This window comes from Bradyrhizobium sp. CB3481 (assembly GCF_029714305.1).
In the GTDB taxonomy this organism is placed as follows: Bacteria; Pseudomonadota; Alphaproteobacteria; order Rhizobiales; family Xanthobacteraceae; genus Bradyrhizobium.
Map to the genome: position 1 here is coordinate 5,923,024 of NZ_CP121647.1, position 25,145 is coordinate 5,948,168.

Genomic DNA, 25,145 nt, shown 5'->3' on the forward strand with positions numbered 1-25,145 from the left:
TTAACGGAACCTTTCCATTGGCGTCCAACTGGGAAAAATCTGCCGGGCAAACATGGTCAACAAGACCTTTCTGCCGCCCGCCTGAAAGCCCGAAAAACACCTAACCCCTTTAAAAACCATAGCTTCCCGACTTGGCACGGCTTTCGCTGAGAAGACGGCGTGACCGGCCGGCTTGGGAGAGCCCAAAGGTTACGACGGATCCGGACCTTGGGCTTGGGAGAGCCTGTTTTCGGATCGATCAAAGGGGAGATCCACCGATGGAGAACATGCTTCTCGTCGGACTATCGCGGCAGATGACGCTGGAACGGCAGTTGGATGTCGTCGCCAACAACGTCGCGAACATCAACACGACGGGCTTCAAGGCCGACCGGTCGCTGTTTGAGGAATATCTGCGCTCGCCGGCGCATGAAGACAATTTCGTGCGCGCCGACCGCCGCGTCTCGTTCGTGAATGACCGCGCTACCTTCCACGATTTCGCCGCCGGCCCGAGCGAGCAGACCAAGAACCCGCTCGATATCGCGATCGACGGCAAGGCCTTCCTGGCGGTGCAGACCGCGGCTGGCGAGCGCTACACCCGCGACGGCGGCCTGCACATCAACAACCAGGGCCAGCTCGTGACCGCGAGCGGCGATCCGGTGCTGGGGACCTCCGGCCCGATCGTGTTCCAGCCGACCGACAAGGCGATCAACATCGCCGCCGACGGCAACATCACCGTCGTCGAGGGCACTGGCCGCACCGACTCGGTCCGCGGCAAGCTGCGGCTGGTCTCCTTTGCCGATCCGCAGAAGCTCGTGAAGGAAGGCGGCAACCTCTACTCCGCGGGCCAGGGCATCGCCCCGCAGCCCGACATCACCTCGCGGGTGAACCAGGGCTACATCGAGAAGTCGAACGTCAACTCCGTCCATGAAATGAGCCGCCTGATCGAGATCACGCGCACCTACACGCAGATCTCGGCAATGCTGCAACAGCAGCACGACCTGCACCGAACCGCGGTCGAGAAACTCGCCGACGTTCCGGCATAACGCTTAAGGCACAGATCGATGCGCGCACTCTACACAGCAGCGACCGGCATGGCGGCACAGGAACTCAACGTTCAGGTGATCTCCAACAACATCGCCAATATGCGCACCACCGGCTACAAGAAGCAGCGTGCGGCGTTTCAGGACCTGATCTACGACCACGTGCGCCGCGTCGGCGCGCAGGCGTCCGACCAGGGCACCATCCTGCCGGTCGGCGTCGATGTCGGCGGCGGCGTCAAGACCGTCGGCACGCCGCGCCTGATGAGCCAGGGCACGCTGTCGCCGACCGGCAACGATCTCGACATTGCGATCCGCGGCGAAGGCTTCTTCAAGATCCAGATGCCCGACGGCACCTATGCCTACACCCGCGACGGCTCGTTCATGATGGACGCGCAGGGCCGTGTCGTCACCGCCCAGGGCAATCCGGTGCAGCCGACGATGACGATCCCGCAGAATTCCTCGCAGATCACCATCAACGCGCAAGGCCAGCTCACGGTGATGCTGCCGGGCTCGACCACGCCGACGCTGGTCGGCCAGATCGGGCTGACGCGCTTCATCAACAAGGCCGGCCTCAACCCGATCGGCGACAATTTATTCACGGATACTCCGGCCTCCGGCACGCCACAGGACGGCGTCGCCAATACCGACGGTTTCGGCGACATGCAGCAGGGCAACCTCGAACAGGCCAATGTCGAGGTGGTGACCGAAATCTCCGATCTGATCGCCGCCCAGCGCGCCTATGAGATGAATGCAAAGGTCGTCAGCGCCGCCGACCAGATGCTGCAATCCACCTCCAACATGTTCCGCTGAGCCCTGATCATGATCGCCCGCGCCCTCCTCCTGGCCGCCGTCCTCACCGCCGCATCGAGCGCGGCTGCGTTCGCACAGACCCAGGACAGATTTGCGAACGACAGCTTTACGAACGGCAGCTTTGCGAACCGCAACGTGATCGCCGTCCCGGTGCTGCGCGCCAATGTGCAGGTATCCGGCGAGCTGGTGCGGATCGGCGACGTGATCGACAATGCCGGCAACGCCGCACAGATCGCGATCTATCGCGCGCCGGATTTGGGCACCACGGGCACGCTGCCGGTGGCGCAGGTGCTGAACACCCTTCGCGCCCACCGCGTGATCGGCGTCGATACCCGCGATCTCAAGGAAATTTCAGTGACGCGTCTTGCCCGCACGCTCGAAGGCAAGAGCATCGAGCAGCAGGTCGCCCAGGCGCTGGAGCGCCGCAACGGCCTTGGCGATGCCGCCAACCTGTCGCTGACCTTCGACCGCGACCCCGGCGACATCAGGCTGGACGCGGGTTTCAGCGGTGCCGTACAGCCCACCATCGTGCGTTACGACAATCGCAACGGCCGCTTCGACATCACCCTCGAGATCGCCAACGACAATGGCGGCGCCGCCGCCAAGCTGCGCTTCACCGGAACGGCGATCGAGACCGTCGAGGCCGCGGTGCTGGCGCGCAACGTCGAGCGCAACGAGATCCTGAAATCGTCCGACGTGGTGGTCGAGCGCCGCCCGAAGTCGGAGGTCGGCGCCGATGCCGCCGTGCGCGACCGCGCCGTCGGCATGCAGGCCCGCCGCCAGCTCCGCGCCGGCCAGGCGATCAAGACCGCCGATCTCGCCAAGCCCGATCTGGTGCAGCGCGACCAGAACGTCACGTTGATCTACGAGGCGCCCGGAATCTATCTCACCATGCGCGGCAAGGCGCTGGACAACGGCACCGAAGGCGATGCCGTCAGCGTCATGAACCTGCAGTCGAAGCGCACGGTGACCGGCACCGTGACCGGCCGCGGCCAGGTGTCGATCACGCCGCCGGTGTCCCGCCTGCCGCAGACCAGCGATGCCACTTCCTCGCTCGGCACGGCACAAGCTGCGCCCATCGCCGTCGCCACCGTCAGTTCGCCAGTCGCTTCAAAAGCCGAGTAATGTAAATGTCAGTCCTCCGTTTCAACCGCATCGTTCTTACCGGCGCCGTGCTGTCGCTGGCCGCGCTCGCGGGCGGTTGCTCCTCGATCGATCGTTTGTCGCAGATCGGCGAAAAGCCGAAGCTGACCGAGATCGAGAATCCGACCACGCAGCCCGGCTACAAGCCGGTGCAGATGCCGATGCCGAAGCCGGAGCAGGCTTCCTACAATGCCAATTCGCTGTGGCGGAACGGCAGCCGCGCCTTCTTCAAGGACCAGCGCGCCGCCCGCATCGGCGATCTCCTGACCGTGACCGTCAACATCACCGACAAGGCCAACCTCTCGAACGAGACCCAGCGCAGCCGCACCGCCAAGGAAGATTCCGGGGTCACCGATTTCCTCGGTGCGCAAACCATCACGCAAGCCCACAAGATCCTGCCCGGCAAGATCCTGACCACGGATTCGACGTCGTCGAGCGACGGCAAGGGCTCGGTCAACCGGCAGGAGTCGCTGACAACCAACGTCGCCGCCGTCGTGACGCAGGTGCTGCCGAATGGCAATCTCGTGGTCGAGGGCAAGCAGGAGATCCGCGTCAACTTCGAAATCCGCGAGCTGATCGTCGCCGGCATTGTCCGCCCCGAGGATATCCAGAGCGACAACACCATCGATTCCTCCAAGATCGCGCAGGCCCGCATCGCCTATGGCGGCCGCGGCCAGATCACCGACGTGCAGCAGCCCCGCTATGGTCAGCAGGTGATGGACGTGCTGCTGCCGTTCTAGTTTTTTAAGAGCTCCCACATCTCGTTGCGAACCTAGGCGCGACGGAGATGTTCTACGCGGCCCTCGTCAGCTCCCCTGGCGAGGGCCGCAGTCGTTTTCGCCGCGCGCAAACCTTACGGTCAAGACGTAACAGTGGAACCTGACGCGCGCGGGAGCCGCCTGCGTCAATCCGCAGCGCTCTCTCCGGAACGTTTTCGCCGCGCCTCTCGTTTTTCTTTCATTCACTCCACTGGAGGAAAACATGTCTCTAGAAGCAAATGAAACCGGCAATCTGATCGGCAGTGACAAGGTCGAGGGAACTGCGGTCTATGGCGCCGACCGCAACAAGATCGGCTCGATCGAGCGCGTGATGATCGACAAGAAGAGCGGCAGGGTGTCCTACGCCGTTTTGTCCTTCGGCGGCTTTCTCGGCATCGGCGACGACCACTATCCGCTGCCCTGGCAATCGCTGAAATACGATACGTCGCTCGGCGGCTACGTCACCGGCGTGACCGAAAGCCAGCTCAAGGGCGCCCCGCATTACCGCAACGACAACGCCTGGAACTGGAGCGACCCGACCAGGACCCGCGCCGTCAATGACTATTACGGCGTCGCGATCTGATCGCGCTGAAGCCTTACTGCCGAAAGGCCCGCCGCCCCGGCGGGCCTTTCGCATGGCTCGTCGCGATCGCAAATCGCCGTCCCTGTTCACCGTCAACCGCGAACCATTCCTGCCGCTTTGCGTTGAGAGGTCTGCGGGAGGTAGAGAATGGGAAAATTCTTCTTGGTCGTTATTGCCGTAAGCGTCGCCGTTTTGCTGGCCATGAGCGCCTACGTCATCAGCCTGTAATGCGATCCGGCTTGCCGATCCGCCCGGCTGGGTTGCGTAGATCGGCCGCGTCCTCGCAGCCAACGTTGCAAAAGGACCCCGGCGCCTCCCGGGGAACGATTGCGCCGGCGGCTGACGAGGTTACCGCGTGCCTGCGGAGACGGTCGCACAGGCTTCTCGATCCATGATCGTTGCTGTGCGCGCGTCACTTCTTCATGGTTCCGCCCGGAGTTGTGGCATCGCCCTTCTTGTCGGTGGCGCCCGCCGTTCCTGCACCTTGCGTGCTGGCATCTTTTGGCGATGGCCTGGAGGCGCCGGTGGTAGCGCCTGCGCCGTTCTTCTTCGCAGCTCCGTTCATGTCCTCGCCCGCGGGCGTCTTCGAAGCCGGCCCGCTCTGCCGCGGACCGCCACCCTGCGCGAGCACCGCGGTGCTGGCGAGTGCGAGGGCGGCTGCGAATGAAATGGATTTCATCTTCATCGTCGTTTCCGATCTGGTGCTCGCCCCACCAGTCAATTGCTGTTGCTCGCATGCGTTCCAGCAGTTCCTGTCCGGCAGTTCCTGGGCCGGAGAGGTCATCGCGATCGCTGTGGACGCTCGACGTCAGGCGACGCATGCGAGACGTGGTGCATGCGCCAAGTGCGGAAGTCTGCCGCAACACGTTATGTTCTTGCGTAAGCAACGGCGTGCAGGCTGGCCGCCCCGATACATCCACGAAAGGTTTTGGCGACAGCATGTAGCCGGCTACTACGATGGTCGAACTTGACTCGTTGCTGGCAAGCCGGCGAGGCACCTTCGAGCCGACCTGATTTTCGATTAACCATTATTTCGCCGGCGCCGGCGGCGAGAGCACCGTCCGAGCCGCCAATTCCATTGTCTGGAGAGCACCGATCGATCTCGGCCGGCCAGCCATGACTACCGAGTGGTTACCGCCGTTGCACACAGACTGCGGTTGCCGCGAGACCCCTGGCGGCCTACGCCCTCTTTCTTTTTTGAGGGAACTGTTTAGCATGGCCTGGGCTGAGCGAGCCGCGGGGACGCGCAAGACACCACTCGCCAGCAAGGGCAGGCGATCGGGTATTCCAGAGACAACGCGATGGACGCGGTAGGTCGCGGCATACTGGATGCCCCGCAGATGAGGGCTATGGGTATCTCTCGTGAGGCAATGGTTCTGCTTGTCGCGGTTCTCGTCGCGACCACGCCTGCATGTGCTGCCGAATCGTGCAACAAGCCGGCATCGCGCACCAGAATCGCCGAGACGCTCAAGCTCGCCTCGGAGCAGCGGCCGGTCAATATCACCTTTCGTACCCACGCCGATGGCGTGAAACTGTCACAGAGTCTGAAGTCGAAATATCCCGACGACATGACGATCATCCTGCAGCAGGACTTCGAACAGCTCAACATCAAGGACGATCGCTTCGAGGTACTGCTGCGCTTCATGGGCAATCGGGAACGGCTGACCGTGCCCTTCAATGCCATCAAGGCGTTCTGGGACAAGTCCGAGCTGAAGTGCTCCGATAGCTGAAGTTTCAGTCTGGTGTCGCCCGCCGAATCAGCGCGCAAAGCCCTGTCATGCGCGCGATCGGATGTTCAACGAACAGGCGGCAGGACGCGAGCGCGCCCTTCAGTGTGGCCGGCGGCGCCGACGGTTTCAGTTGCGCAGCCAGAACCGCACCATGTGCATAACCAAGCGCGCGGGTTGAAAGCGTGAGTGCATTGAGGCGGCCCTGATGCTGCAGCGGCGCCAGCATGGTGCGCACCAGCGCCAGATAGGCCGGCCAGTAGGCGAGATGCCGGTACATGCTTGCGATCAGTTGCGGTTCATCGTCTTCGCCGAAAGAATTCAGTTCGCCGACCAGGGCCGCCACTTCCGGATCGAGCGCGTCCATCGGCGGCAATTCCGGAATCCTTGAGCCAGGCGGATTTGGCGCGGCGTCGGCGGCCGCTACCGCAGGGACCTTGCGAGGCTCGTAATGCGCCAGTAGCGCGGACAGCACGACGAGCGCGAGCGCGTTGGTATGTTGATAGCTGTCCAGCACGCCGCGAATGAGTGCGCATTCGGCGTCGTCCACGCCGGCGGCCAGCAAGGTATCGGTGGAGAAGCCGGGCCAGTGCGGCAGCGCGATCGTCCGCCTGACGGCTTCGGCATGCAATGGCGCATCGCCGAGATACAGCGCGCGCACCGTCGACCATGTCCATTCCAGCGCGCCCGGCATCGTCGCGAGGTTGCGCCAGATCAGGTTGACCACACTGGTGCCGAGCACCTTGCGGATATCGGCATAGATGTCGGCGATTTCGCCTCTCGCCTGGGATTCGAGAACCGACGGAACGCTCTCGGCCATCACGATCGCTTCATGTGAATTTGGCTTCCACAGCGCCCAGGCCGTCGAGCTCCATCCTCACGGTGTCGCCCGCCCCAAGCCAGACGGTCTTCACCAGACTGCCGGTGAGAACAATCTGCCCGGCATGCAGCCCCTTGCCCTCGTCGGCCAAGTGATTGGCAAGCCAGGCCAGCGCATTGTGCGGATGGCCGAGCACGTCGGCGCCAGTGCCCTGGCCGGCCTCCTTGCCGTTGACGATGGCACGTCCCCTCACCGTGAGCAGGTCCGGCGCCTTGGTGCGCGGCACCGCCTTGCCGAGCACGCAGCCAGCAGCGAAGAAATCATCGGCAACCAGCGTCGGCGCGCCCATCGTCTCCCATTTGACGTAGCGGTCGTCGACGATCTCGATCGCGGGGTGATAGGCCTCGATCGCCTCCATCATCCACTCGGCGGTGAACGGGGCCTCCGACGGCGCGAGGCTGCGTGCCAGCCGCACCGCGATCTCGCATTCGACACCGACACGGACGTAGTCGGCGTGGCGCAGCCGGGCGCCGCTGTCGTGAACGCCCTTGGCAAACACGCCGCCGGCGCAGGGATGGGGGATGTCGAGATATTCCTGCATCACCGCGCTGGTGCAGCCGATCTTGTAGCCGACCAGGTTGCCCGTCTGCGGCAGCAAGAGATCGTGGACCGCGCGCTGGATGCGATAGCCTTCCGCCTCGTCGCCGGGGGCGACGTCAGCCGGAAGCGAAGCCAGCGGCGTATGGTTGCGGCGGGCAGTAGCGATGGTCTGTGCGGCCGCAAGAATGTTGTCCATCAGCGGCGGCTTTCTCGTTTGCACCCAGCAAGCGCTATGCCGACACATTAAGAACGGGGCGCCTAAGCCATTGAAGAATAAAGAACCAAGCCCGAATAAGCGAGTCGCCTTTTACTTTAAGAATGGACCGAGTGGCGCCTGTTTACATCAGCAATGAGTCGGTCTTCGTAAGTCGCTGAAAATACTCGATCTGTTGCTCTTCGTCAGAGCACTTTTTTCGGTAAACGGCGCCTCATTTTCGCAGGGTTGGCTTCACTGGCGTCTCGGGAGGCGCGGCCGAGATCGCGAATGTCACCCACGTAGTCCACGTCTTGGCGCGGTTTTCGGTCTCGAGATCCTTGTAGCCCTTGATGTTGAGGTAGCCCTGATACTCCTTCGAGATCGGGATGATGAATCCGATCTGCGGTCCGAGGCCGATGGCCCGTCCCCGGAAGCTGCCGAGCGTTGCACCGGGCCCAGAGTCGTCGGTGATCTGCTGGAAGTAGTACCCGACCAGGCCGACGTGCACGTTCTTGCTGATGAACTGCGAGGCCCCCCAGTCGAGATGGAAGTCAATGCCGTTCTGGTATTGAAGATAGGGGTTGATGGTACTGTAGGTCAGCCCTCCGACGACCGAGAATTCATGACCGGTCTTTTGGTCGAGATAGGTGTATCCGACGCCGGCGTCGATGCCGCCGAACCCGAAGCTCAGGTTCGCGAGCCGGTTGAGATCGTAGGTGCCGCTCGGGATGTTACCGACGACGTAGATCATCTCGTTGTGGACGCCCTGATTCCACTTCAGGGTGCCCTGGTAGAGGACGTCCGAGACCGTCGTGCGGTTGTCCGTCGCGACGCCGGAGATGGTATTTCCCGCCGGCCCCGTCAGCGTAGATCCGATGGCGGCCCCTACGTTGCCAGGCGCGGTCAGGAAGCTGATTGCCGCCTGGCCGCCAAGCACCGGCGTCGGAGAGGTGTAGGTGATGCCGACCGCGAGCGCATCAGCCCTGGCGTTCAACCCGGTGACCACGCTGCCGCGCCCGCCGTTGCTGGTGATGAAGTTCTGCGTCGCACCTGCGTTGGCCTGCAGATGCAGGTAGATGGTCGAATAGGCCCAGCCGGGCACTACCGGCGCAGCCGCCAAACTGCCGAAGGCCCCTGGGAGCCAGAAGCTCACGCCACCGGCATCCGCGCGGGCGTCTGGCGCCTGCAGAGAAACCGCCGCCGTGAACGCTGACGCCACCAGAACTGCCTTCATCATGGGCTCCTCCTACGGCTCAGAATGGGTTCACGTAGTTGAGGATCGCCACCTGCCGCAGCAGCACGCGGCGGATCACATGGCTGACCTTTACCTGATCGGTGAAGATGGCGGCCGTGCCGGTCGCGCCTGCCGGAAGCCGATCGGCAAACGCGGCGTCGTCCAGCCTGACGCGGACCACGAAGGGGGCGGCAGTAAATTCCTTGGGCGTGACCGCCTGGCCGGAAACCTGGGCTTGACCGGTCGCGATCGCCTGAAGGACGCCCTCGACCCTACCGGTATAGACATGCCCCGGCATGAACTTGAAGGTGACCTCGACTTCCTGGCCGGGAGCTATGTAGCGGGCGTCGATCTGGGCGATTTCGACGCCAATCAGCGTGTTTGAAGTGTCGATGAAGGCCATAGCCGGCGACAGCGGCAGGTTGGCGACCCGCGCGCCTTTCCGCAGCGCGACGTTGGTGACGTAGCCGTCGGCCGGCGCGCGGATCGTGGTCTTGTCGAGATTCCATTGCGCGTTCTGAAGCTGCGCCTTGAGCTGGTCGACTTCGGACTGCCGCTGCTCGACGTCAAAACCGCGGCCGGCGTCGCGTTCGTAAAGATTGGTCATCTGCGCCAGCCGCGTGCTGGACAGCTTGAGCTGCGCCTCGATCGCCTTGACCTGCGCGTCGTAGGGGGTCGGATCGATCTTGAACAGCACGTCGCCTGCCTTCAGCGGCGTGTTGGCAGCCACGGGAACGTCCGTCACCTCGCCCGCGACGTCGGGAACGATTGCGACCGCGTTGCGGGCCACGATGGCGGGTCCTTGCGGCGCGCCCCAGCCCATCGGAATGAATAGGCCGAGGTTTAGCAGCAACAGCACGATCAGGGGCGAAGCCTTCCAGAACGCGTTGAAGCGGATGATACCGAGCCAGACCAGGGAGAAGAGCAGCGCCACGTAGAGCGCCATCAGGGCGACCATCATGGCGCACGCTCCTCAAGGCGGCGCGCAGGCACGTCGACGTAGGCCCATATCAGTGCGACCGGCCACAGCGCGAAGCCGAAGAGCAGCGTGATCCAGCCGGCCACGGCAACGGCCTGCGGCCAGGGATGGCCGCGCCGGCGCGCGACGTGGCCCGGCAGCGACCCCATCAGCCAGATCACCAGCACGATCACCGCAACCAGAATGAGCAGTACGATCCAGGCGAAGATGTCATAGCCGCTCATGGCGGTTGCTCCGAGGCATCAGTTGCTTTGGGTGGCCTCGAAATTTCTCTGCATCTTCTCGACGATCTGGTCGATCGAGAAGCTCGACGGCCGTTGACTCGGCGGAAATTCCTTGAAGGTCGCGAGGAATTTCCCCACGAGCGGCTGCGAGGCTATGAAGACGCCGGCCGAGTTTCTTATGATCCAATCGTAGTAGGAGTTCGAAGTGATGTCGGCGCGCTCGTAGGGATCCGAGCGCAGGTCGAACACCTTCGGCAGCCGCAATTTCGTGAACGGTTCGGCCCAGATGCGCATCGTGCCCGGGGCGCGCTGCTCCTCGAAGACGACTTTCCAATTTTCGTAGCGCACGTTGACGAGGTCGCCGTCGTCATTGAAGTAGAAGAATTCCTTGCGAGCGCTACGCGGCTCTTGGCCGGTGAGATGAGCGAGTTGGCTGTACCCGTCCAAATGGACCTTGAAGGTCTTGCCGACCGCCTGGTAGCCGTCGAGGAGCTTTGTCTTGATGTTGGGCTCGCCTGCCGCCGCAAGGAGCGTCGGAAACCAGTCGAGTCCGCTGACGATTTCGTTCGAGATCGACCCCGCCTGAACGTGACCCGGCCAGCGGATCATGCAGGGGACGCGGAAAGCACCTTCCCAGTTGGTATTCTTCTCGCTGCGGAACGGTGTCGTCGCTGCATCCGGCCAGGAATTCTGATGCGGGCCGTTGTCCGTCGTGTAGAGCACGATGGTATCGTCGGCTATGCCGAGATCGTCGAGCACCTTGAGGATCGTCCCAACGGTCCTGTCGTGCTCGATCATCCCGTCGTTGTATTCCGTGCGGGCGGTGAGACCTGGCTGGTCCCGGTGCTCTTCGCGCACATGTGTGAAGAGGTGCATGCGCGTCGAGTTGTACCAGCAGAAGAAAGGCGTGTTCGCCTGCGACTGCCGCCTGATGAAGTCGATGGCGGCCGCCGACGTCTCGTCGTCGATCGTCTCCATACGCTTTTTGGTGAGCGGGCCGGTATCCTCGATGGTCTGCTTGCCGATGCGCCCCCAGCGCGGTTCCTCGGTCGGATCGTCGCGGTCGGTCGCCTTGCAGCGCAAGACGCCGCGGGGTCCGAGCGCCGCCCGAAACTGTGCGTCGCGCGGATAAGTGCGCTGCTCGGGTTCTTCCTCCGCGTTGAGGTGATAGAGGTTGCCGAAGAACTCGTCGAAGCCGTGCACTGTCGGAAGGTATTCGTTGCGATCGCCGAGATGGTTCTTGCCGAACTGCCCGGTGGCGTAGCCCAGCGGCTTGAGGGCTTGGGCGATGGTGATGTCCCGCGCCTGCAGGCCGACCGTGTCGCCAGGCTTGCCGACCTTGGACAAGCCGGTGCGCAGCGTGCACTGGCCGGTGATGAACGAGGATCTGCCTGCCGTGCAGCTCTGCTCGGCGTAGTAGTCGGTGAACATCATACCTTCTTTGGCGATCCGGTCGATATTCGGAGTACGATAACCCATCAAGCCGAACGAGTAGGCGCTGACGTTGGTTTGGCCGATGTCGTCGCCAAAGATCACCAGGATGTTGGGTTTTCGCCCCGAAGCCGCCGTTGGCGCGGCCTTCTGCGCCTGCGCCAATGCGTCGGATAGGAGAGCCGCGGCTGCGATCAGGCTCGAAGTGCCGAGCAGCAGGTTGCGGCGGTCGATAGGCTGACGAGCTGTTTGCGCAGTCTTCTTGTCTTCCGCTTCGGCGCTCATGCGACTCTCCGTTAACGGGTTTGACGTTCCTCATCAGGTTTCGTAAGCGGGTAGAATGGGTTGCGTCGGACGCAGCGGAATCCAACGTGGCTGGTCGAAGTATCGATCGGCTCGGCATGCCGCGCGGCGGGCCGATAGCGGCGGCAATAGTTCGGTGCGCAGAGGTGCGAGCCGCCTTTCAGAACTTTCCGCGGGATCCTGATCTGGGGTTGACATGGATCAAAGCTCGCCGCCTCGGGCCCACCGCGCGGGTTAGAAGGAACGCAACAGGCCTTCTTCGCGTCGGCTTCGTGCTTGCCCGACCACCAGTCAGACGTCCATTCCCACACATTTCCGATCATGTCGTGGACCCCGTAGCCATTCGGCGGGAAAGCCGTCACTGGCGAGGTCCGTTCGAAGCCGTCTTCTGCGAGATTCCGGACGGGAAAGTCGCCCTGCCAAGTATTGGCCATGTGTTTGCCGCCCGGAGCGAGCGTGCTGCCCCATGCGAACTCCTCGCCGTCGAGACCTCCCCGCGCCACGAATTCCCATTCGGCCTCCGTCGGCAGGTCCTTGCCGGCCCACCTCGCATAAGCGATCGCATCGTCATATGAGACGTGCACCACCGGGTAGTCGTCGAGATCCTTGATGTTGCTTTTGGGGCCGGACGGCCGCCGCCAGTTGGCGCCCTTCATGAAGGTCCACCACTGGCTCCAGTCGCGCAGGTCGGAGATGCTCGGAGGCGGCGCGAAGACCAGGGAGCCGGCGTAGATCATCTCGGGCAGCGCGCCAGGGTAATGCTTCGGATCGGGCACGATCTGGGCCGTCGTCACGTAGCCTGTCGCGTTGACGAAAGCCTTGAACTGTCTGTTCGTCACGGGCGTGCGGTCGATCCAGAAACCGTCGACGCTTACGCGATGGCTCGGGGCTTCCTCGGGATAGTGATGATCTGACCCCATGCTAAACGTGCCGCCGGGAATCCAGACCATCTCCGCCGCAGAGGGCTCGGTCTCCAGCTGATCGAGGATGGAGTGCGACACGGCAACGCCCCCGGCAATGACGCTATTGCGGGCAGTAGTCCCAGAAGCCCTGGGTGCGCGACGGATCGGTATAGAACCAGCACATGCCGGGCGCCGGCGCGGTACCGGCCCACGCTGCAGCATTCGCGGCGGTCACGAAGCCGATGGCGGCGCCCGCGGCGATGGCTCCGCCCACGGGCCAACGATACCAGCCGGGACGAGCCCACCGTACGCCCCCACCGTGATAGCCGGGGCGCACGACGGTCGTCCGTCGGACTGCCACGTTGCCGCGCGGCCCGACCACGGCGGTGCGGCCGCGATAGGCGGCTCCTCGTGGGCCGACCACCGCCCCTCCGCGGTGGACCACGGCGCCGCCGCGCGGCCCGACGACGGCGCGCCCGCCACGGGCCATGGCGCGAACAGGTTGGACGAGAGGAGATGTGTCGGAGAACGATGCCGGAGCGACAGGAGGCAGCGGCGCCGAGGCTGCTTGATCGGGCGTGAGGGTTATCGTGGTGAACAGAAGAACGAAACCGGGAAGAGCGAGGCAGAAACCGGACTTGACTGTCATTTCACTTCCTCCTCGGCGGCCACTCTTATGGGGGCGGTCTCGCCGATTACTGATCGATATTTATCTCCATTGTGGTCGTTGGGTCGGGCCCCTCCGTCACGCGTAAAACGGGTGAAGCGACGGAAGATCGACCGTTTGAGGCTAGAGCTACTCTTTGGTCATGGCAAGCGGCTTAGCTGTCGCGGGTCGCCGAGGCCTCTTTGGATGGATCGAAAGATGCAGGAACTCGGTTCCGTCCGACAGCGGGGTTCTAGGAGGGCAGCGTCCGACTGCGTTCACCGGAGGGAAACGAGCTCGTCGAATTCACGAAGACCTTCGTTCGAGAGACGGCGGGTTCCTTCAAGGATTTCGTCGAGAGCATAAAGAAAGCCGTGAGCTCGCGTTCCGCGAGCGGTGCTTGATGCGGCGGCGTCTCGCCTGGCACCGTCACCGTTGAAATAGATCAACAGGCGATCTTCGGCTTTGACGCCCAGATTGATCGTCATGTCCGCCCTGATCACTCAACCGGAATCGCCGCAAAACCTTCGCGTTCGGAGGAAGCGCATCGCGTTGCGGAAGAGTATTTGGGCGATCTGAAGGAGGTCCAGCGCGAGCCGCGGCCCCGGCTGCTTCAGTGAAGTGCTCGCACGAAATAACGCTCCGACTGAGCTCGAAGTCCATCGGGATGCGGGCGCACGAAACCCCGCCGCGCAAAGAGCGAAATTCTTCCCAACCAAGCGTGTCCATGCGGCATGCGGCAGAGTGCTTATTCTACCCCGCAGGCGATCAGCGGTTGAACATCTATGAAAGCATCAACCGACTCGTTCTTATTGCGCTTCCGACTCTTCTTTCGAAGGCCCATAGCGCTGACCGTCCGCGGTCAGTCGCCAGGCATTGCCCTACTCGTCGCGATAAACCTTCTCGCGCTTCTCGTGACGTTCCTGCGCTTCCACCGACAGCGTTGCAATGGGGCGGGCCTCCAGCCGCTTGAGCGAGATCGGCTCGCCGGTCTCCTCGCAGTAGCCGTAGGTATTGTCCTCAATGCGTTGCAGCGCGGCGTCGATCTTGGAGATCAACTTGCGCTGGCGGTCACGGGCGCGCAGTTCGATGGCGCGATCGGTTTCGGAAGAGGCGCGATCAGCCAGATCGGGATGATTGACGTTCTCTTCCTGAAGAGTCTGCAGAGTGATTTTCGATTCCCTCAGAATCTCGTCCTTCCACGCCAGGAGCTTGGCGCGAAAATAATCGCGCTGGCGCTCGTTCATGAAAGGCTCTTTTTCGGAGGGTCGATAGTTCTTCAACTTTTCCAAGGCCAGCCCATCTTCACGTGCAAGGCGGGGCGGAAAATTGTCCGTCCGCGCGGGCCTTATATAGCGGCGGGTTGTGACAGACAATATCGGCCCTCCCCTTGGGGGTAGCTCCCCCAAGGCCTTGCACAGGCAAAGTTATTGGGCAGCCCGTCGGTCTAGTAGCCGACCGTAAAGCGCTGGCGGATATGGGCCGGGCGCTCGATCTCGTCGGCGAGTGCAACTGCGAAGTCCTCGAAGGAAATCGAGCTTTTGCCGTCGGCAGCGGTCAAAAGCTGGTCGGTCCCGATACGGAACTTTCCGGTCCGTTCGCCGGCCACGAACAGGGCCGAGGGCGACAGGAAGGTCCAGTTCAGTTCCTTCTCGGCCCGAAGCAGGTCGAGGAACGCGGCGCCCGCCTCGGCTTCCGCCTTGTATGCCACGGGAAACCCCGGGGTGGTCACCAGCCGGACACCGGGTGCCACGTCAAGGCTGCCGGCACCGCCGACGACGAGGTACCTGCCAACCTTCGATTCCCTGGCGGCGGCGATCAGCTTGAGCGGATCGCTGGCCAGAAAGCGGACCGAGCTGATGGCGGCGTCATGGCCGGCCAGCAGCCGGGCCAGCCCGGCCTGGTCGGCAACATCGCCCTTGACCGGAGTGACGCCCGCCTCGGCGGCGACCTTTTCGGGATTGCGGACGATGGCGGTCACGCTATGGCCGCGGCGGACGAGCTCGGCAGAGATGCGCGAGCCGGCGTTGCCGGACGCGCCGATGACGGCGATTTTCATGAAAGTCTCCCTTGCGATAACCGGATGTGGTATCCAATGGTGACTAGATAGCGAAAGGGATGTAAGTGTGAAGAGAGCACTTTTGGGTCACCTGATTACGCCGGAGTAACCGCCTCGTGAAAGCCGCCAATTCGAAAATACCGAACGCCTATTCGGCCGATTGCCCGACCCGCCAGATTCTCGATCGCGTCGGCGACAAATGGGCGGTGTTGATCCTGCTTCTCGTGCGCGACGAGCCGATGCGTTTCAATGCGTTACGCCGCGCCATTGAAGGGATCTCGCAGAAGATGCTGAGCCAGGTTCTCAAATCGCTTGAACGCGACGGGCTGATCAAGCGCCGCGTCATCGCGACCGTGCCTGTTACGGTGGAGTATTCGATCACGCCGCTCGGCGCGACACTCGCGGACGCCGTCGATCCGTTGCGGGATTGGGCGGAGAAGAACCTGAAGGAAGTGCTGAACGCGCAGCGCCGCTACGATGCGGCGCGCAAGGACATAGCGGCGTGAGTCCATCCACCGCTGTCATTCCCCGCTTTAAGCGGGGCATCCAGTACGCCGCGGCCTTTCCGCCAGAAAACAGGCTTCTCTGGAATACTGGGTTGCCCGGTCAAGCCGGGCAACGACAGTCGGATGTAGCCCTAGAACCGCTGCCCGGCCTTCGCCAGTTCGACCTCGACGCGAAGCTCGATCTCGGAGAGCACGGCATCGAGGCCGGGATCGCCGGAGGAGGCCTTCAAATTCGCAGCCGCGTCGCGTAGCCGGTTCACCGTCGAGGCATCGAGATTGCCGGACAGCAATCCCATCTTGAGTTCGTCGAGCACGTCGAGCGCGCCCCTGCCCCGCGCCACCGAACGCTTGCGGCGCTCGGTCGGATCTTCGACGCCCTGCAGGGCGAGCAGCGCATCGATGTTGCCGGCGGCTTTGGGCGCAGCAGCCGAGCGCGTCTCTTCGGGCGCGGCCGGCGTTTCCGGCAGCGAGAAGCCGGTCGAACTGGTTCGCCGCGTATGGCTCGCAGGCGATCCAAGCGTCGTGCCGTTCGGTCCGTAGATGCGCATCGTGGTGATCTCACCGTGAGAGTCGCAGGACCTTCGCCCTCTTATGGTTAACGACGCGTAAACAGCCCGGCAAAATCTGCCGACGTACGGCAGTTTCGCCCATCGTGGTGAAGCCGAGCAGCATCGGCGGCCCCGCGAACATTCAGCAATATCAAGCTATTGCCCAAGAGACGCGGCGTGGCACGGCGTTCGCATAGTTAATGGTGGACCGCCGTCATGGGAGTGGCGCCGCGGTCCGGCGGAAATACCTCGAGGGGAGCACGGGATGCGCAGCATCCGTTCGGCAAAACTGATTTGGGTGGCCTGCGCTGCGCTGCTCGCGCTGGCGCTATCGCCTTCGTCCGCGGGCGCGACGTCGCGGATCAAGGACCTCGCCAATATCGAAGGCGTGCGACAGAACCAGCTGATCGGCTATGGCCTCGTGGTCGGCCTCAACGGCACCGGCGACACCCTGAACAACATCCCCTTCACCAAGCAATCGCTGCAGGCGATGCTGGAGCGCATGGGCGTCAACATCCGCGGCGCCACCATCCGCACCGGCAACGTCGCCGCCGTCATGGTGACCGGCAACCTGCCCGCCTTCGGCACTCAGGGCACGCGGATGGACGTCACGGTATCCGCGCTTGGCGATGCCAAGAACCTGCAGGGCGGCACCCTGCTCGTCACCCCCCTGCTCGGCGCCGACGGCAACGTCTATGCGGTCGCCCAGGGCTCGCTGGCGATCTCCGGCTTCCAGGCCGAAGGCGAAGCCGCCAAGATCGTGCGCGGCGTGCCGACGGTCGGCCGCATCGCCAACGGCGCCATCATCGAGCGTGAGATCGAGTTCGCGCTCAATCGCCTGCCCAATGTTCGCCTGGCCCTGCGTAACGCCGACTTCACCACCGCCAAGCGCATTGCCGCCGCTGTCAACGACTTCCTCGGCGTCAAGACCGCCGAGCCGATCGATCCCTCCACGGTGCAGCTTTCGATTCCGGCCGAGTTCAAGGGCAACGTCGTTGCTTTCCTGACCGAGATCGAGCAGTTGCAGGTCGACCCGGATCTCGCCGCCAAGATAGTGATCGACGAACGCTCCGGCATCATCGTGATGGGCCGCGACGTCCGCGTGGCCACCGTGGCCGTGGCCCAGGGTAATCTCACCGTGACGATTTCGGAAAGCCCGCAAGTGAGCCAGCCCAACCCGCTGTCGCGCGGCCGGACCGTGGTGACGCCGCGCACCGGCGTCAGCGTCAGCGAGGACGGCAAGAAATTCGCGGTCGTCAAGGATGGCGTCTCGTTGCAGCAGCTCGTCGACGGCCTCAACGGGCTCGGCATCGGCCCGCGCGACCTGATCGGCATCCTGCAGGCGATCAAGGCCGCCGGCGCGATCCAGGCCGACATCGAGGTGATGTGATGAACGCCGTCGCCAATTCCTACAACAAGACCTCGTTGATCAACGGCCGCAAGGACCTGCAGCTGGCCGATGCGCTGACCAAGATTTCGCCCGAGGCGCAGAAGAAGACGCGCGCCAAGGCCGAGGAGTTCGAGGCGATGTTCCTCAACTCGATGTTTTCCCAGATGACCACCGGCGTTAAAGGCGAAGGACCGTTCGGCGACACGCCCGGCACCGGCGTCTGGCGCTCGATGCTGACGGACGAATACTCGAAGTCGTTCGCCAAGTCCGGCGGCATCGGCATTTCCAACGACGTCTTCCGCACCCTGATCCTGCAGCAAGCCAACCGCGCCGGCTGATCAAAAGGAATCCCGACATGAATCCGCGTCCCCAGACCAGCCCCGCCCCGGCGCCCGCGCCAGCAAGAGCGATCTCCACGCCGGCCGACGCGCGCAAGCTCGCCGAGAGCCTGATGGAGGTGATGGACGCCCTGCTCGGCACCATCGAGCGCGAAACCGAACTGGTTCGCGCCGGCAAGCTGCGCGAGGCGATGCGGCTGGAAGAGCAGAAGGGCGAGCTGTCACGCCGCTACATGATCACGGTCGAAAATCTCAAGAACGCGCAAAAATATTTGTCGCAGGTGTCGCCGGAATTGCTTGCCACGCTGCGCCGCCATCACGACACCTTCCGCGCGATGCTGCAGATCAATCTCACGGTGCTCGCGACCGCGCACGCCGTATCCGAAGGCATCGTGCGTGGCGTTAATGCCGAGATCCAGCGCAAGAACATCCCGAGCACCTATACGGCTTCGGGGCAACGCGCCGCACCGGGTCCGCGCAACATGACCCCGCTCTCGGTCAGCCGCTCGCTGTAACCACCGATCTTCGATATCTACAATTTTCACTAAATTTGCGCGCTCGCGTCAGAGCGAGATTTAGCGTGTTCCCTAACATCGCGTTGAGATGTAGGGGGCTATATTGCAACCCACGAGGGGTTGGGATTTGACTCGCAGCAAGCCTGGAGGCTGCCATGAGTACAGATTTCAACATCAAACCGGTGGGGGCACCGGTTGCCGCGCCGATCGTTCAGCATGTGAGCGAGGCGGCTCAACATGCGGTCGCAACCGAACTGCCGGCGAGCAAGAGCGTCGCGGCAGTCGACGCCGGCGCGCGCGCCAACACCGATTCCGCCGCAGTCCGCGTCTCCATTTCAAATCCCGCGGTGTCCAACCAGGTCGTGATCGATCGTGACGCCCGTGCCGTCGTTTATCAAGTTGTCGACGTCAAGACGAGCCAGGTGGTGAAGCAGTTTCCCGAAGAAGCCGTGCTACGCCGCCGCGCCTATTTCCACACCCTCGACCTCACCAAGGACGCGCCGCAGCGTCTTCGCGCCACCGACCGCAAGGCTTAATCGCTCGGTTCTGAATTGGCATCAGGCTCGGCTAACGCGGTTCGGGATCACGATGCGTTGGCTTACGAACGCTTCGCATAGGCCTGATCGAGATAGGTCTGTCCGCTGGCGCCATCGGTGACAACGTTCTTGATCAGCGCCTTATTGTTCCCCGTGAGCGTGAACTTGGTGTCGCCGACCCGGAACGCGTTGTCCTTGATCAGCACTTCCTGATATTTGTTGGTGCCGCCGCTCTGGTATTGCACCTTGGCGCGGAATCCCGTGACGTTCGAGACCGTGATCTTGAACGTCTTCTGGTCCGCATATTTTCCTGTCCAGCTACCTTCATAGAGCTTGGGATCGACCGCCACGTATGGAGTCTTGGACGGGACGGCCATTCCCGCCGTTTTGTAGTTGGCTGAGATGATGTTCCAGAGGTCAGCCATCTTGGCACGCTCGAACGAACCGGTTAGCCGCGACCCGAGAGACCAGCGGCGAGATTGCAGTTGATGTCGATCAGCGACTTCAGCTTGGCAGGGTCCGGATTCAACTGCATGTCGACCGTCTGCTTCATCACGAACACGCCGATGTTGGCGATGTTCTGCCGCACCTCGATCGACTGGGGATTCTCGTCCGCCTGCGCCGCGCTCATGAAGATCGACCAAAGCCGGCGATTGAATAGCAGCGCGTTCTCCATCGCCTTGCCGGGGCCCTGCCAGTTGTTCTGAACTTCCTGGAGCTGTCGTGCGGCCTTCAGCAGCGCCTGCGCTTCGATTTCACGGGGGGACGACGTCGTTTGCGATGTACGCGCGTAGGCCTGGGCTGCATTAGACATTCACGAACCTCGATGGAAGCGGTTTTGCAGGACCGCGGGGAATTCGAAAAACTGCCCAACTTTCATACAGGTAGTGCCTTTAAATATGGTTAGCAGGCGTTACTGATTGTGTCGTTTAGCCGGCAAAATCCATACTTTCCTCAGCATGCGGCGACCAGGTTCGGATGGACTTAAGATCGAACACCAAATTCTCTGCTTCGGCTTTTTTCTTCATGTCGGCGCTTTTACTTTCGAGCTTGCGCGAAATTCATGCTGCAAGAAAAAAGGCGGCGAGGTTTTCCTCGCCGCCTTGATCATTGAAATTGCCGTCGCGCTTAGCGGAGCAGCTGCAGCACGCTCTGCTGGCTCTGGTTGGCCAGCGCCAGCGCGGACACCGCGATCGACTGGCGGGTCGACAGCGCCTGGCTGTTCGCCGCTTCCTCGTTGGTGTCGGCCAGCGTCAGGTTCGACGAGCCGGTCTGCAGCACGTTGATCAGGTTCTTCGAGAAGTCCTGACGGATCTGCACGATCGACAGGTTCGAACCGAAGGCCGAAGCCTGCGAGCGCAGCGTGGACGATGCGCCGTTCAACGCCGTCACGATGTCGTTGATCGCAGCGTTGTCCTTGAAGGCGCCCGTGCTCAGGACGTCGAGGCCGAGGCCGGCCGGGTTGAAGTTCACGCCCTGGATGCTCAGCGTGGACTTGCCGGTTTCGTTGAACGTCAGCTTCAGAGTGTCACCGCCGAGCAGGTTGATGCCGTTGAAGGACGCATCCTGCGAGGTGGTAGTGATCTGATTGATGATGTTGTTGTACTGAATGACCAGGTTGTCTCGGGTCAACTTGGCCGATGGATCAACGATCGGAGCCGGAGCCGTGGTGCCGGCAGCGAACGCCTGGCTGGCGCCAACCGCGGAACCGGTGATCGCACCGATCGTGGCAGAAGCCGCTTCGTTCGTCGTGGTGATCGTCAGCTTGCCGGACACGAAAGTGGCCTGCAGGTTGTTGGCGGCAAGGGCCTCGTTCAACTGGTTGAGGTTGGACACGCGCCCCGCACCCGCGCCGAACACGATGTCGGTAGCAGTACCGCCGCCGGTCGCACCGATCTTCAGGGTCTTGCCTTCCAGCATGCCCGGGACTTGCGTGCGGGCCTGCGTCACGCCGCCTGGCAGACCGAGCGCCGTGAGAGCTGCAGCGTTGCTGCTGGTCAGCGTCAGGTCGCTCAGCGTGCCGGTGTTCAGCGTGATCTGGCCGCCGCTGATCGTCGAGGCCGTCGACGAGCCGGTCAGACCGTCGATCTTCGCCAGCAGGCCGGTGACGTCGCTGTTGACCTTGATCTCGTTCGGATCGTTGCCGATCGTGTTCGCGGCCACAAAGGTCAGCGTCTTGCCGTTGACGGTGAGGGTGTCACCCACCGCGAAGCCGTTCGACAGCGAAGCAGCCGTGCCGTCGCCGACGCTCAGCTTGGTCGTGCCGGCCAAAGCACCGGCCGTCACGGCGCCACCGCCACGCGTGGCGGTGCTTGCACCGGCGCCGTCGATGGCGAGTTTGTCGAGCACGTTTGCGGAGCCGGTCACGACGAGGTCGGCGGCCGTACCGGACCTCAGAGTGATGATGCCGCCCGTTGCCGTCGATGCGTTGGCCGGGGTCGTGTTGCCCGACAGAGTGTCGATCGCCGCCATCAAATCGCTCAGCGAGGTATCGACACCCATCGTATAGGCGGTGCCCGAACCGACGAGGCCGTTGGCGCCCGCTGCGAAGGTAATCGTCTTGCCGTTGACAGTCAGCGTGTCGTTAGCCTGGATCGCGTTGGCAGCACCGCCGACGCCAAGGTTGGTGGTCAGGCCCGACAGCAGCGTCGAAGCGCTCGCGTTGGTGGCGTTGCCCGAATAGAGCTGGGTGCCTGCTGTCGCGGGCGTGCTGGTATACGCGGCGCGCTGCGGAGCTGAAGCACCGGTAAATGCGGCGTTGGTCGGGGTCTGATCGGCGACGAGATTGTCGGCCGTTGCGCCGTCAATCACGACGGATGTGAACGACGACTTGGTCGAGTAACCGACCGTCGTCTGCAACGCCTGATTGGCGACCGACTTGGCGGAGTCGACGAGCTTCTGCAGCGAGGTGATGCCGGTATTGGCGGCCTGCAGCACCTGCACGCCGTTGCCGATGCCGTCGAGGAGATTGTTGATGTCGCCGGCGCGCGCATCGAGCGACGCCGCGGTGAAGTAGTTGGTGGGGTTATCGAGGGCGGTGTTGACCTTCTTGCCGGTGGCAAGGCGATTCTGCGTGGTGGCGAGCAGATCGGCGGTCGACTGCAGCGAGAGGAGGTTCTGGCGAACCGAAGCCGAAAGAACAATACCGGACATCTTTCATACCTTTCTGGTGTGAAATTAAACGAGCCACGATCCCGATCTCTCGATCAGGCGACCGGTCCACTCTGGAAGCAAGTCTCTAAGAAAAAATGAATCTGGCCGGATAAGCCGCCCGCAAAGACGATGAATTTGAAATTAATCCGCGGCGCCCGAATCGATTCCGTAGTTCTACTGGCCATTGCAGAAAGTCCCCGTCAAACGGGCACTTCTCGCATCTTCACCATTGGTTAACCATCATCGGAAAGGATGCAAAATCTGCCGGGCGTGGGTCTCGACGCGCAAGCTGGACGCGCGTTCCCATCGCGGGCGCGAAAGCGCGCAAAAAAGCGTCGAATGGAGAACAGGCATGGCCTTGAAAGTTGAGCTCAAGCCGCACGAGCGAATCATCATCGGTGCCTGCGTGGTCACCAACACCGATCAGCGCGCCAGGCTGCTGATCGACGGCGATAGGATCCCGATCCTGCGCGAGAAAGACATCCTCACACCCGAAACCGCCGATACGCCGGCCAAGCTGGTCTATCTCGCGGTGCAGCTCATGTACCTGTCGCCGGACCCGATGGCGCACCATCCGACCTATTTCAGCCTGGTGCGCGATATCCTCACGACGATGCCGAGCGCATGGCCTTTCATCGAGGGCATCAACAATTATACGCTGAACGGCGATCTCTATCATGCGCTGAAGGAAGCGAAAAAACTGATCGGCCACGAAGAGCAGATTCTTGAGAGCGCCCGGAAGATGCAATCGTCCCAAGGGCCCGACCGCAAATCCGCCTGACGGCAAAAGAAAAGGCCCCCGCAAGGAGGGCCCTTTTTTGTGCGAAGAGGAAACCGCCCGATCAGACCGGCAGGAACTTGGTCAGCGTGGTCTGATAGAGCATCGACGTGGTCTGATACGAAGCCTGCAGGGACGTCTGGAGCGCCAGGATCTTGGTCGCGACTTCGTCCTGGTTGATGCCCTCGATCTGGTCGAGCATGGTCTGCGCCATGCCCTTGAGCTGGGTCTGGCGGTCGGTCGAGGCCTTGATGGCGTTCTGCGCGCCGGCGAACTCGGCCTGCATGTCCTGGATCGACTGCTGGCCCGTCTGCGGCGCCAGGTTTGCCGAAATCCGCTGCTGCAGCGCGTTCACCTGCGCCTTCGAATTCGGATTGGCTGCATTGGTCGTCACCGCGGCATACACCGCGATGTTCTGCAACTGATAGCGCAGCGCCTGTTCGTTGGCGCGTGCTCCGTACTGCACCGTCGCAGACTGATCGATACGCGCAATCGCCGTGCCGCGTGCCGGATCGGTTCCGATTTCGCCGGTGTACCACGAGACGGTGTTGGTGGATGTACCGCCAATCAGATTGGTGGCCGTGGCGAACGGAGGACCGTTGACTCGCAGCGGCGCGGGATTTGCACTCGCCGTGCCGCTGAAGCCCAGGGCTAAGAACGCAGCCGCGTTCGAACTGGAGATCGTCAGGCTCGTGCCATCGCCGCCATGCAGCGCGATCGCGCCGCCGGTGACCGTGGACGGCGTTCCGGTGCCGGTAATCGAATCAATCTTTGCCAGCAGGGTTTGGACGCTGTCAGTGATATTGAGCTGGTTGCCAGTCGCGCCGGAGGCGACGAAAGTGATCGGCGTGCCGTTGACCGTGATGGTATCGCCTGCTGCAAAGTTTGCGGCCAGCGAATCCGTATTCGCAGCGCCCGAAAGCAGCGTGGCGCCGGTGATCGGCGCTGGCACCGTGTCCTTGTTGTTGGCCGTACTTCCAACGACCGTCGCGGATGGATTGAAGAAATTGTTGGAAGCCTCGATCGCCGAGGCGGCAACCAGCGCGGTATCGCTCAGCGTTTGGATCGAGGACGTCAACACAGTCTGCAGGTTAGCCGTGGTCGCCGCCGTATCGGCGCCGATCAGAAAAGAGCCGGTGGGCGGCGGATTCGTCGTGGTCGCCGTCAGCGTGATCGCCTCGCTGGTGCCGTCAGGCAGATTGAAGTTGAAGGTGATCTTGTCGCCATCGTTCGGATTGACGGCGCCGAGGTCGATCGTCGCCGCCGGCGGCGTGCCGGCCGGCTGCGTCACGGTCGCGCCCGTCAGCGTCGAGGTGATTGCCCCCAGCTTCAGGCCGAAGGAAGAGCCGTCCTCGGCGAGACGTGTAACCGTCGTCGTGAGCGGCGGCGATGAAACCGTCAGATGCCCCATGTTGAAGACGCCCTGATCGGCCTGACGACGCTCGTTGATCAACTGTTTCAGCCCGGCCTGCGTCCCCACGCCGTCGAGCATGACATCGGCCGGCACCGTCGCCGCCGTGTCGGTGGTGCGGCCGGAAAACAGATAGCGGTCACCCGACTGGCTGTTGAGCAGCGACACCGCGTTCGAGAACGCGGCCTGCGCCGTGATCTGGCCGGAGGTCTGGCCGTTGTCGTTGAGCACGATGGTCGACGTGCTCGCCGCGCTCTTCACCGACTTTCCGATGTCGATCATGCCCTGCAGCGCGAGATTGACGACGCTGAGCCGCGTATTGACGTTCTTGGCGGTATCCGCGAAGGCATCGATGCTGCTGACCTGCGCGCGCAGGCTGAGCGCAAAGCCCCGATTGGCGCCCTCCCCCGCATAGGTCGTCGAGACCCGGCCGCTGGCGAGCTGCTGCGTCAGTTCATCGAGCTGCCTGCGCAGACCGATGATCGAGCTGCCGATATAGGATGTCCGGCCGTTAACGCCATCAATCGACATGAAAC

At 62.9% G+C, this 25,145-nt stretch carries 29 protein-coding genes; 12 read left to right on the top strand and 17 right to left on the bottom strand.

Going from position 1 to position 25,145, the window contains the following annotated elements:
* Nucleotides 1-257: 257 nt before the first annotated feature.
* The 5 genes from flgF to QA643_RS28985 all read left to right on the top strand — a co-directional run bounded on the left by flgF (nucleotide 258) and on the right by QA643_RS28985 (nucleotide 4,313).
* Nucleotides 258-1,022: a flagellar basal-body rod protein FlgF gene (flgF, locus tag QA643_RS28965; protein WP_283029069.1), complete on the top strand. Its 765-nt coding sequence runs from the start codon at nucleotides 258-260 to the stop codon at nucleotides 1,020-1,022.
* 18 nt (nucleotides 1,023-1,040) lie between these two features.
* Nucleotides 1,041-1,829, top strand: coding sequence for a flagellar basal-body rod protein FlgG (gene flgG, locus QA643_RS28970; protein ID WP_283029070.1), 789 nt, complete (start codon nucleotides 1,041-1,043; stop codon nucleotides 1,827-1,829).
* A gap of 9 nt (nucleotides 1,830-1,838) precedes the next feature.
* Nucleotides 1,839-2,954: a flagellar basal body P-ring formation chaperone FlgA gene (gene flgA, locus QA643_RS28975; RefSeq protein ID WP_283029071.1), complete on the top strand. Its 1,116-nt coding sequence runs from the start codon at nucleotides 1,839-1,841 to the stop codon at nucleotides 2,952-2,954.
* Nucleotides 2,955-2,959: 5 nt separating this feature from the next.
* Complete coding sequence (gene flgH, locus QA643_RS28980) at nucleotides 2,960-3,712, top strand: flagellar basal body L-ring protein FlgH (protein ID WP_283029072.1); 753 nt, start codon at nucleotides 2,960-2,962, stop codon at nucleotides 3,710-3,712.
* A gap of 241 nt (nucleotides 3,713-3,953) precedes the next feature.
* Nucleotides 3,954-4,313, top strand: a complete 360-nt coding sequence (locus QA643_RS28985; protein ID WP_283029073.1) for a PRC-barrel domain-containing protein — start codon at nucleotides 3,954-3,956, stop codon at nucleotides 4,311-4,313.
* 412 nt (nucleotides 4,314-4,725) lie between these two features.
* Here QA643_RS28985 and QA643_RS28990 read toward each other — a convergent pair whose 3' ends face one another.
* Nucleotides 4,726-4,998, bottom strand: coding sequence for a hypothetical protein (locus QA643_RS28990; protein ID WP_283029074.1), 273 nt, complete (start codon nucleotides 4,996-4,998; stop codon nucleotides 4,726-4,728).
* A 685-nt stretch (nucleotides 4,999-5,683) separates the two neighbouring features.
* Between QA643_RS28990 and QA643_RS28995 the strand changes: the two genes are divergently transcribed.
* Nucleotides 5,684-6,043, top strand: coding sequence for a ClpXP protease specificity-enhancing factor SspB (locus QA643_RS28995; protein ID WP_283029075.1), 360 nt, complete (start codon nucleotides 5,684-5,686; stop codon nucleotides 6,041-6,043).
* A 4-nt stretch (nucleotides 6,044-6,047) separates the two neighbouring features.
* Here the strand turns inward: QA643_RS28995 and QA643_RS29000 are convergent, their stop codons facing one another.
* The 11 genes from QA643_RS29000 to QA643_RS29050 form a co-directional block, all read right to left on the bottom strand.
* Complete coding sequence (locus QA643_RS29000; protein WP_283029076.1) at nucleotides 6,048-6,860, bottom strand: hypothetical protein; 813 nt, start codon at nucleotides 6,858-6,860, stop codon at nucleotides 6,048-6,050.
* A 10-nt stretch (nucleotides 6,861-6,870) separates the two neighbouring features.
* The gene (locus tag QA643_RS29005; protein WP_283029077.1) at nucleotides 6,871-7,656 is read right to left on the bottom strand and encodes a fumarylacetoacetate hydrolase family protein; all 786 of its coding nucleotides are present in this window, start codon (nucleotides 7,654-7,656) and stop codon (nucleotides 6,871-6,873) included.
* A gap of 232 nt (nucleotides 7,657-7,888) precedes the next feature.
* The gene (locus tag QA643_RS29010) at nucleotides 7,889-8,893 is read right to left on the bottom strand and encodes a transporter (RefSeq protein ID WP_283029078.1); all 1,005 of its coding nucleotides are present in this window, start codon (nucleotides 8,891-8,893) and stop codon (nucleotides 7,889-7,891) included.
* A 16-nt stretch (nucleotides 8,894-8,909) separates the two neighbouring features.
* Complete coding sequence (locus QA643_RS29015; RefSeq protein WP_283029079.1) at nucleotides 8,910-9,851, bottom strand: efflux RND transporter periplasmic adaptor subunit; 942 nt, start codon at nucleotides 9,849-9,851, stop codon at nucleotides 8,910-8,912.
* Entirely contained in the window at nucleotides 9,848-10,093 is a 246-nt protein-coding gene (locus tag QA643_RS29020) for a DUF3302 domain-containing protein (RefSeq protein WP_283029080.1), read from the bottom strand. The genes QA643_RS29015 and QA643_RS29020 overlap by 4 nt, the downstream gene beginning before the upstream one ends.
* Before the next feature lie 18 nt (nucleotides 10,094-10,111).
* Entirely contained in the window at nucleotides 10,112-11,809 is a 1,698-nt protein-coding gene (locus tag QA643_RS29025) for an arylsulfatase (protein ID WP_283029082.1), read from the bottom strand.
* 11 nt (nucleotides 11,810-11,820) lie between these two features.
* On the bottom strand, nucleotides 11,821-12,777 hold the full coding sequence (locus QA643_RS29030; protein ID WP_283034966.1) for a formylglycine-generating enzyme family protein: 957 nt from the start codon (nucleotides 12,775-12,777) through the stop codon (nucleotides 11,821-11,823).
* A gap of 73 nt (nucleotides 12,778-12,850) precedes the next feature.
* Nucleotides 12,851-13,378 (bottom strand): hypothetical protein, encoded by a 528-nt coding sequence (locus QA643_RS29035; protein WP_283029083.1) that lies wholly within the window; start codon nucleotides 13,376-13,378, stop codon nucleotides 12,851-12,853.
* Between the two features lie 275 nt (nucleotides 13,379-13,653).
* Nucleotides 13,654-13,863 carry a hypothetical protein gene (locus tag QA643_RS29040; RefSeq protein ID WP_283029084.1) on the bottom strand — a complete coding sequence of 70 codons (210 nt, stop codon included), beginning with the start codon at nucleotides 13,861-13,863 and terminating at the stop codon, nucleotides 13,654-13,656.
* Between the two features lie 393 nt (nucleotides 13,864-14,256).
* On the bottom strand, nucleotides 14,257-14,622 hold the full coding sequence (dksA, locus tag QA643_RS29045; protein WP_171707889.1) for an RNA polymerase-binding protein DksA: 366 nt from the start codon (nucleotides 14,620-14,622) through the stop codon (nucleotides 14,257-14,259).
* Nucleotides 14,623-14,822: 200 nt separating this feature from the next.
* A complete protein-coding gene (locus QA643_RS29050) occupies nucleotides 14,823-15,434 on the bottom strand; it encodes an NAD(P)-dependent oxidoreductase (protein ID WP_283029085.1) in 612 nt (203 codons plus the stop codon).
* Nucleotides 15,435-15,550: 116 nt separating this feature from the next.
* Between QA643_RS29050 and QA643_RS29055 the strand changes: the two genes are divergently transcribed.
* On the top strand, nucleotides 15,551-15,940 hold the full coding sequence (locus QA643_RS29055) for a helix-turn-helix domain-containing protein (protein WP_283029086.1): 390 nt from the start codon (nucleotides 15,551-15,553) through the stop codon (nucleotides 15,938-15,940).
* Between the two features lie 131 nt (nucleotides 15,941-16,071).
* On the opposite strand, the gene QA643_RS29060 is transcribed toward QA643_RS29055, so the two are convergent.
* A complete protein-coding gene (locus tag QA643_RS29060) occupies nucleotides 16,072-16,488 on the bottom strand; it encodes a flagellar assembly protein FliX (protein ID WP_283029087.1) in 417 nt (138 codons plus the stop codon).
* A gap of 265 nt (nucleotides 16,489-16,753) precedes the next feature.
* On the opposite strand from QA643_RS29060, the gene QA643_RS29065 reads away from it, so the two are divergent.
* The 4 genes from QA643_RS29065 to QA643_RS29080 all read left to right on the top strand — a co-directional run bounded on the left by QA643_RS29065 (nucleotide 16,754) and on the right by QA643_RS29080 (nucleotide 19,267).
* Nucleotides 16,754-17,878, top strand: coding sequence for a flagellar basal body P-ring protein FlgI (locus QA643_RS29065; RefSeq protein ID WP_283029088.1), 1,125 nt, complete (start codon nucleotides 16,754-16,756; stop codon nucleotides 17,876-17,878).
* The gene (flgJ, locus tag QA643_RS29070) at nucleotides 17,878-18,216 is read left to right on the top strand and encodes a flagellar assembly peptidoglycan hydrolase FlgJ (RefSeq protein ID WP_283029089.1); all 339 of its coding nucleotides are present in this window, start codon (nucleotides 17,878-17,880) and stop codon (nucleotides 18,214-18,216) included. The genes QA643_RS29065 and flgJ overlap by 1 nt, the downstream gene beginning before the upstream one ends.
* Before the next feature lie 17 nt (nucleotides 18,217-18,233).
* The gene (locus tag QA643_RS29075) at nucleotides 18,234-18,731 is read left to right on the top strand and encodes a hypothetical protein (protein WP_283029090.1); all 498 of its coding nucleotides are present in this window, start codon (nucleotides 18,234-18,236) and stop codon (nucleotides 18,729-18,731) included.
* Between the two features lie 155 nt (nucleotides 18,732-18,886).
* Nucleotides 18,887-19,267: a hypothetical protein gene (locus QA643_RS29080; RefSeq protein WP_283029091.1), complete on the top strand. Its 381-nt coding sequence runs from the start codon at nucleotides 18,887-18,889 to the stop codon at nucleotides 19,265-19,267.
* Between the two features lie 62 nt (nucleotides 19,268-19,329).
* Here the strand turns inward: QA643_RS29080 and QA643_RS29085 are convergent, their stop codons facing one another.
* The 3 genes from QA643_RS29085 to QA643_RS29095 all read right to left on the bottom strand — a co-directional run bounded on the left by QA643_RS29085 (nucleotide 19,330) and on the right by QA643_RS29095 (nucleotide 22,420).
* Complete coding sequence (locus tag QA643_RS29085) at nucleotides 19,330-19,692, bottom strand: hypothetical protein (protein WP_283029092.1); 363 nt, start codon at nucleotides 19,690-19,692, stop codon at nucleotides 19,330-19,332.
* Nucleotides 19,693-19,715: 23 nt separating this feature from the next.
* Entirely contained in the window at nucleotides 19,716-20,081 is a 366-nt protein-coding gene (gene flaF, locus QA643_RS29090; RefSeq protein ID WP_283029093.1) for a flagellar biosynthesis regulator FlaF, read from the bottom strand.
* Nucleotides 20,082-20,395: 314 nt separating this feature from the next.
* Nucleotides 20,396-22,420, bottom strand: a complete 2,025-nt coding sequence (locus QA643_RS29095) for a flagellin (RefSeq protein WP_283029094.1) — start codon at nucleotides 22,418-22,420, stop codon at nucleotides 20,396-20,398.
* A 352-nt stretch (nucleotides 22,421-22,772) separates the two neighbouring features.
* On the opposite strand from QA643_RS29095, the gene flbT reads away from it, so the two are divergent.
* Nucleotides 22,773-23,201 carry a flagellar biosynthesis repressor FlbT gene (gene flbT / locus QA643_RS29100; RefSeq protein WP_283029095.1) on the top strand — a complete coding sequence of 143 codons (429 nt, stop codon included), beginning with the start codon at nucleotides 22,773-22,775 and terminating at the stop codon, nucleotides 23,199-23,201.
* Nucleotides 23,202-23,262: 61 nt separating this feature from the next.
* Here flbT and QA643_RS29105 read toward each other — a convergent pair whose 3' ends face one another.
* Nucleotides 23,263-25,140 (bottom strand): flagellar protein, encoded by a 1,878-nt coding sequence (locus QA643_RS29105; RefSeq protein ID WP_283029096.1) that lies wholly within the window; start codon nucleotides 25,138-25,140, stop codon nucleotides 23,263-23,265.
* Nucleotides 25,141-25,145 lie beyond the last annotated feature (5 nt).

Excerpts from the sequence above, each read along its gene's own strand:
- QA643_RS29020 (WP_283029080.1), bottom strand. The coding sequence starts at position 10,093 with ATGAGCGGCTATGACATCTTCGCCTGGATCGTACTGCTCATTCTGGTT.
- QA643_RS29025 (WP_283029082.1), bottom strand. The coding sequence starts at position 11,809 with ATGAGCGCCGAAGCGGAAGACAAGAAGACTGCGCAAACAGCTCGTCAG.
- flaF (WP_283029093.1), bottom strand. The coding sequence starts at position 20,081 with ATGTCTAATGCAGCCCAGGCCTACGCGCGTACATCGCAAACGACGTCG.
- QA643_RS29040 (WP_283029084.1), bottom strand. The coding sequence starts at position 13,863 with ATGACGATCAATCTGGGCGTCAAAGCCGAAGATCGCCTGTTGATCTAT.
- QA643_RS29050 (WP_283029085.1), bottom strand. The coding sequence starts at position 15,434 with ATGAAAATCGCCGTCATCGGCGCGTCCGGCAACGCCGGCTCGCGCATC.
- flgH (WP_283029072.1), top strand. The coding sequence starts at position 2,960 with ATGTCAGTCCTCCGTTTCAACCGCATCGTTCTTACCGGCGCCGTGCTG.
- QA643_RS29095 (WP_283029094.1), bottom strand. The coding sequence starts at position 22,420 with ATGTCCGGTATTGTTCTTTCGGCTTCGGTTCGCCAGAACCTCCTCTCG.
- QA643_RS29080 (WP_283029091.1), top strand. The coding sequence starts at position 18,887 with ATGAGTACAGATTTCAACATCAAACCGGTGGGGGCACCGGTTGCCGCG.
- QA643_RS29075 (WP_283029090.1), top strand. The coding sequence starts at position 18,234 with ATGAATCCGCGTCCCCAGACCAGCCCCGCCCCGGCGCCCGCGCCAGCA.
- flgJ (WP_283029089.1), top strand. The coding sequence starts at position 17,878 with ATGAACGCCGTCGCCAATTCCTACAACAAGACCTCGTTGATCAACGGC.
- QA643_RS29005 (WP_283029077.1), bottom strand. The coding sequence starts at position 7,656 with ATGGACAACATTCTTGCGGCCGCACAGACCATCGCTACTGCCCGCCGC.
- QA643_RS29030 (WP_283034966.1), bottom strand. The coding sequence starts at position 12,777 with ATGGTCTGGATTCCCGGCGGCACGTTTAGCATGGGGTCAGATCATCAC.
- QA643_RS29085 (WP_283029092.1), bottom strand. The coding sequence starts at position 19,692 with ATGGCTGACCTCTGGAACATCATCTCAGCCAACTACAAAACGGCGGGA.
- flgG (WP_283029070.1), top strand. The coding sequence starts at position 1,041 with ATGCGCGCACTCTACACAGCAGCGACCGGCATGGCGGCACAGGAACTC.
- QA643_RS29065 (WP_283029088.1), top strand. The coding sequence starts at position 16,754 with ATGCGCAGCATCCGTTCGGCAAAACTGATTTGGGTGGCCTGCGCTGCG.
- flgA (WP_283029071.1), top strand. The coding sequence starts at position 1,839 with ATGATCGCCCGCGCCCTCCTCCTGGCCGCCGTCCTCACCGCCGCATCG.
- QA643_RS28995 (WP_283029075.1), top strand. The coding sequence starts at position 5,684 with ATGGTTCTGCTTGTCGCGGTTCTCGTCGCGACCACGCCTGCATGTGCT.
- QA643_RS29035 (WP_283029083.1), bottom strand. The coding sequence starts at position 13,378 with ATGACAGTCAAGTCCGGTTTCTGCCTCGCTCTTCCCGGTTTCGTTCTT.
- QA643_RS29060 (WP_283029087.1), bottom strand. The coding sequence starts at position 16,488 with ATGCGCATCTACGGACCGAACGGCACGACGCTTGGATCGCCTGCGAGC.
- flgF (WP_283029069.1), top strand. The coding sequence starts at position 258 with ATGGAGAACATGCTTCTCGTCGGACTATCGCGGCAGATGACGCTGGAA.
- QA643_RS29010 (WP_283029078.1), bottom strand. The coding sequence starts at position 8,893 with ATGATGAAGGCAGTTCTGGTGGCGTCAGCGTTCACGGCGGCGGTTTCT.
- QA643_RS28990 (WP_283029074.1), bottom strand. The coding sequence starts at position 4,998 with ATGAAGATGAAATCCATTTCATTCGCAGCCGCCCTCGCACTCGCCAGC.
- QA643_RS28985 (WP_283029073.1), top strand. The coding sequence starts at position 3,954 with ATGTCTCTAGAAGCAAATGAAACCGGCAATCTGATCGGCAGTGACAAG.
- flbT (WP_283029095.1), top strand. The coding sequence starts at position 22,773 with ATGGCCTTGAAAGTTGAGCTCAAGCCGCACGAGCGAATCATCATCGGT.
- QA643_RS29000 (WP_283029076.1), bottom strand. The coding sequence starts at position 6,860 with ATGGCCGAGAGCGTTCCGTCGGTTCTCGAATCCCAGGCGAGAGGCGAA.
- dksA (WP_171707889.1), bottom strand. The coding sequence starts at position 14,622 with ATGAACGAGCGCCAGCGCGATTATTTTCGCGCCAAGCTCCTGGCGTGG.
- QA643_RS29105 (WP_283029096.1), bottom strand. The coding sequence starts at position 25,140 with ATGTCGATTGATGGCGTTAACGGCCGGACATCCTATATCGGCAGCTCG.
- QA643_RS29015 (WP_283029079.1), bottom strand. The coding sequence starts at position 9,851 with ATGATGGTCGCCCTGATGGCGCTCTACGTGGCGCTGCTCTTCTCCCTG.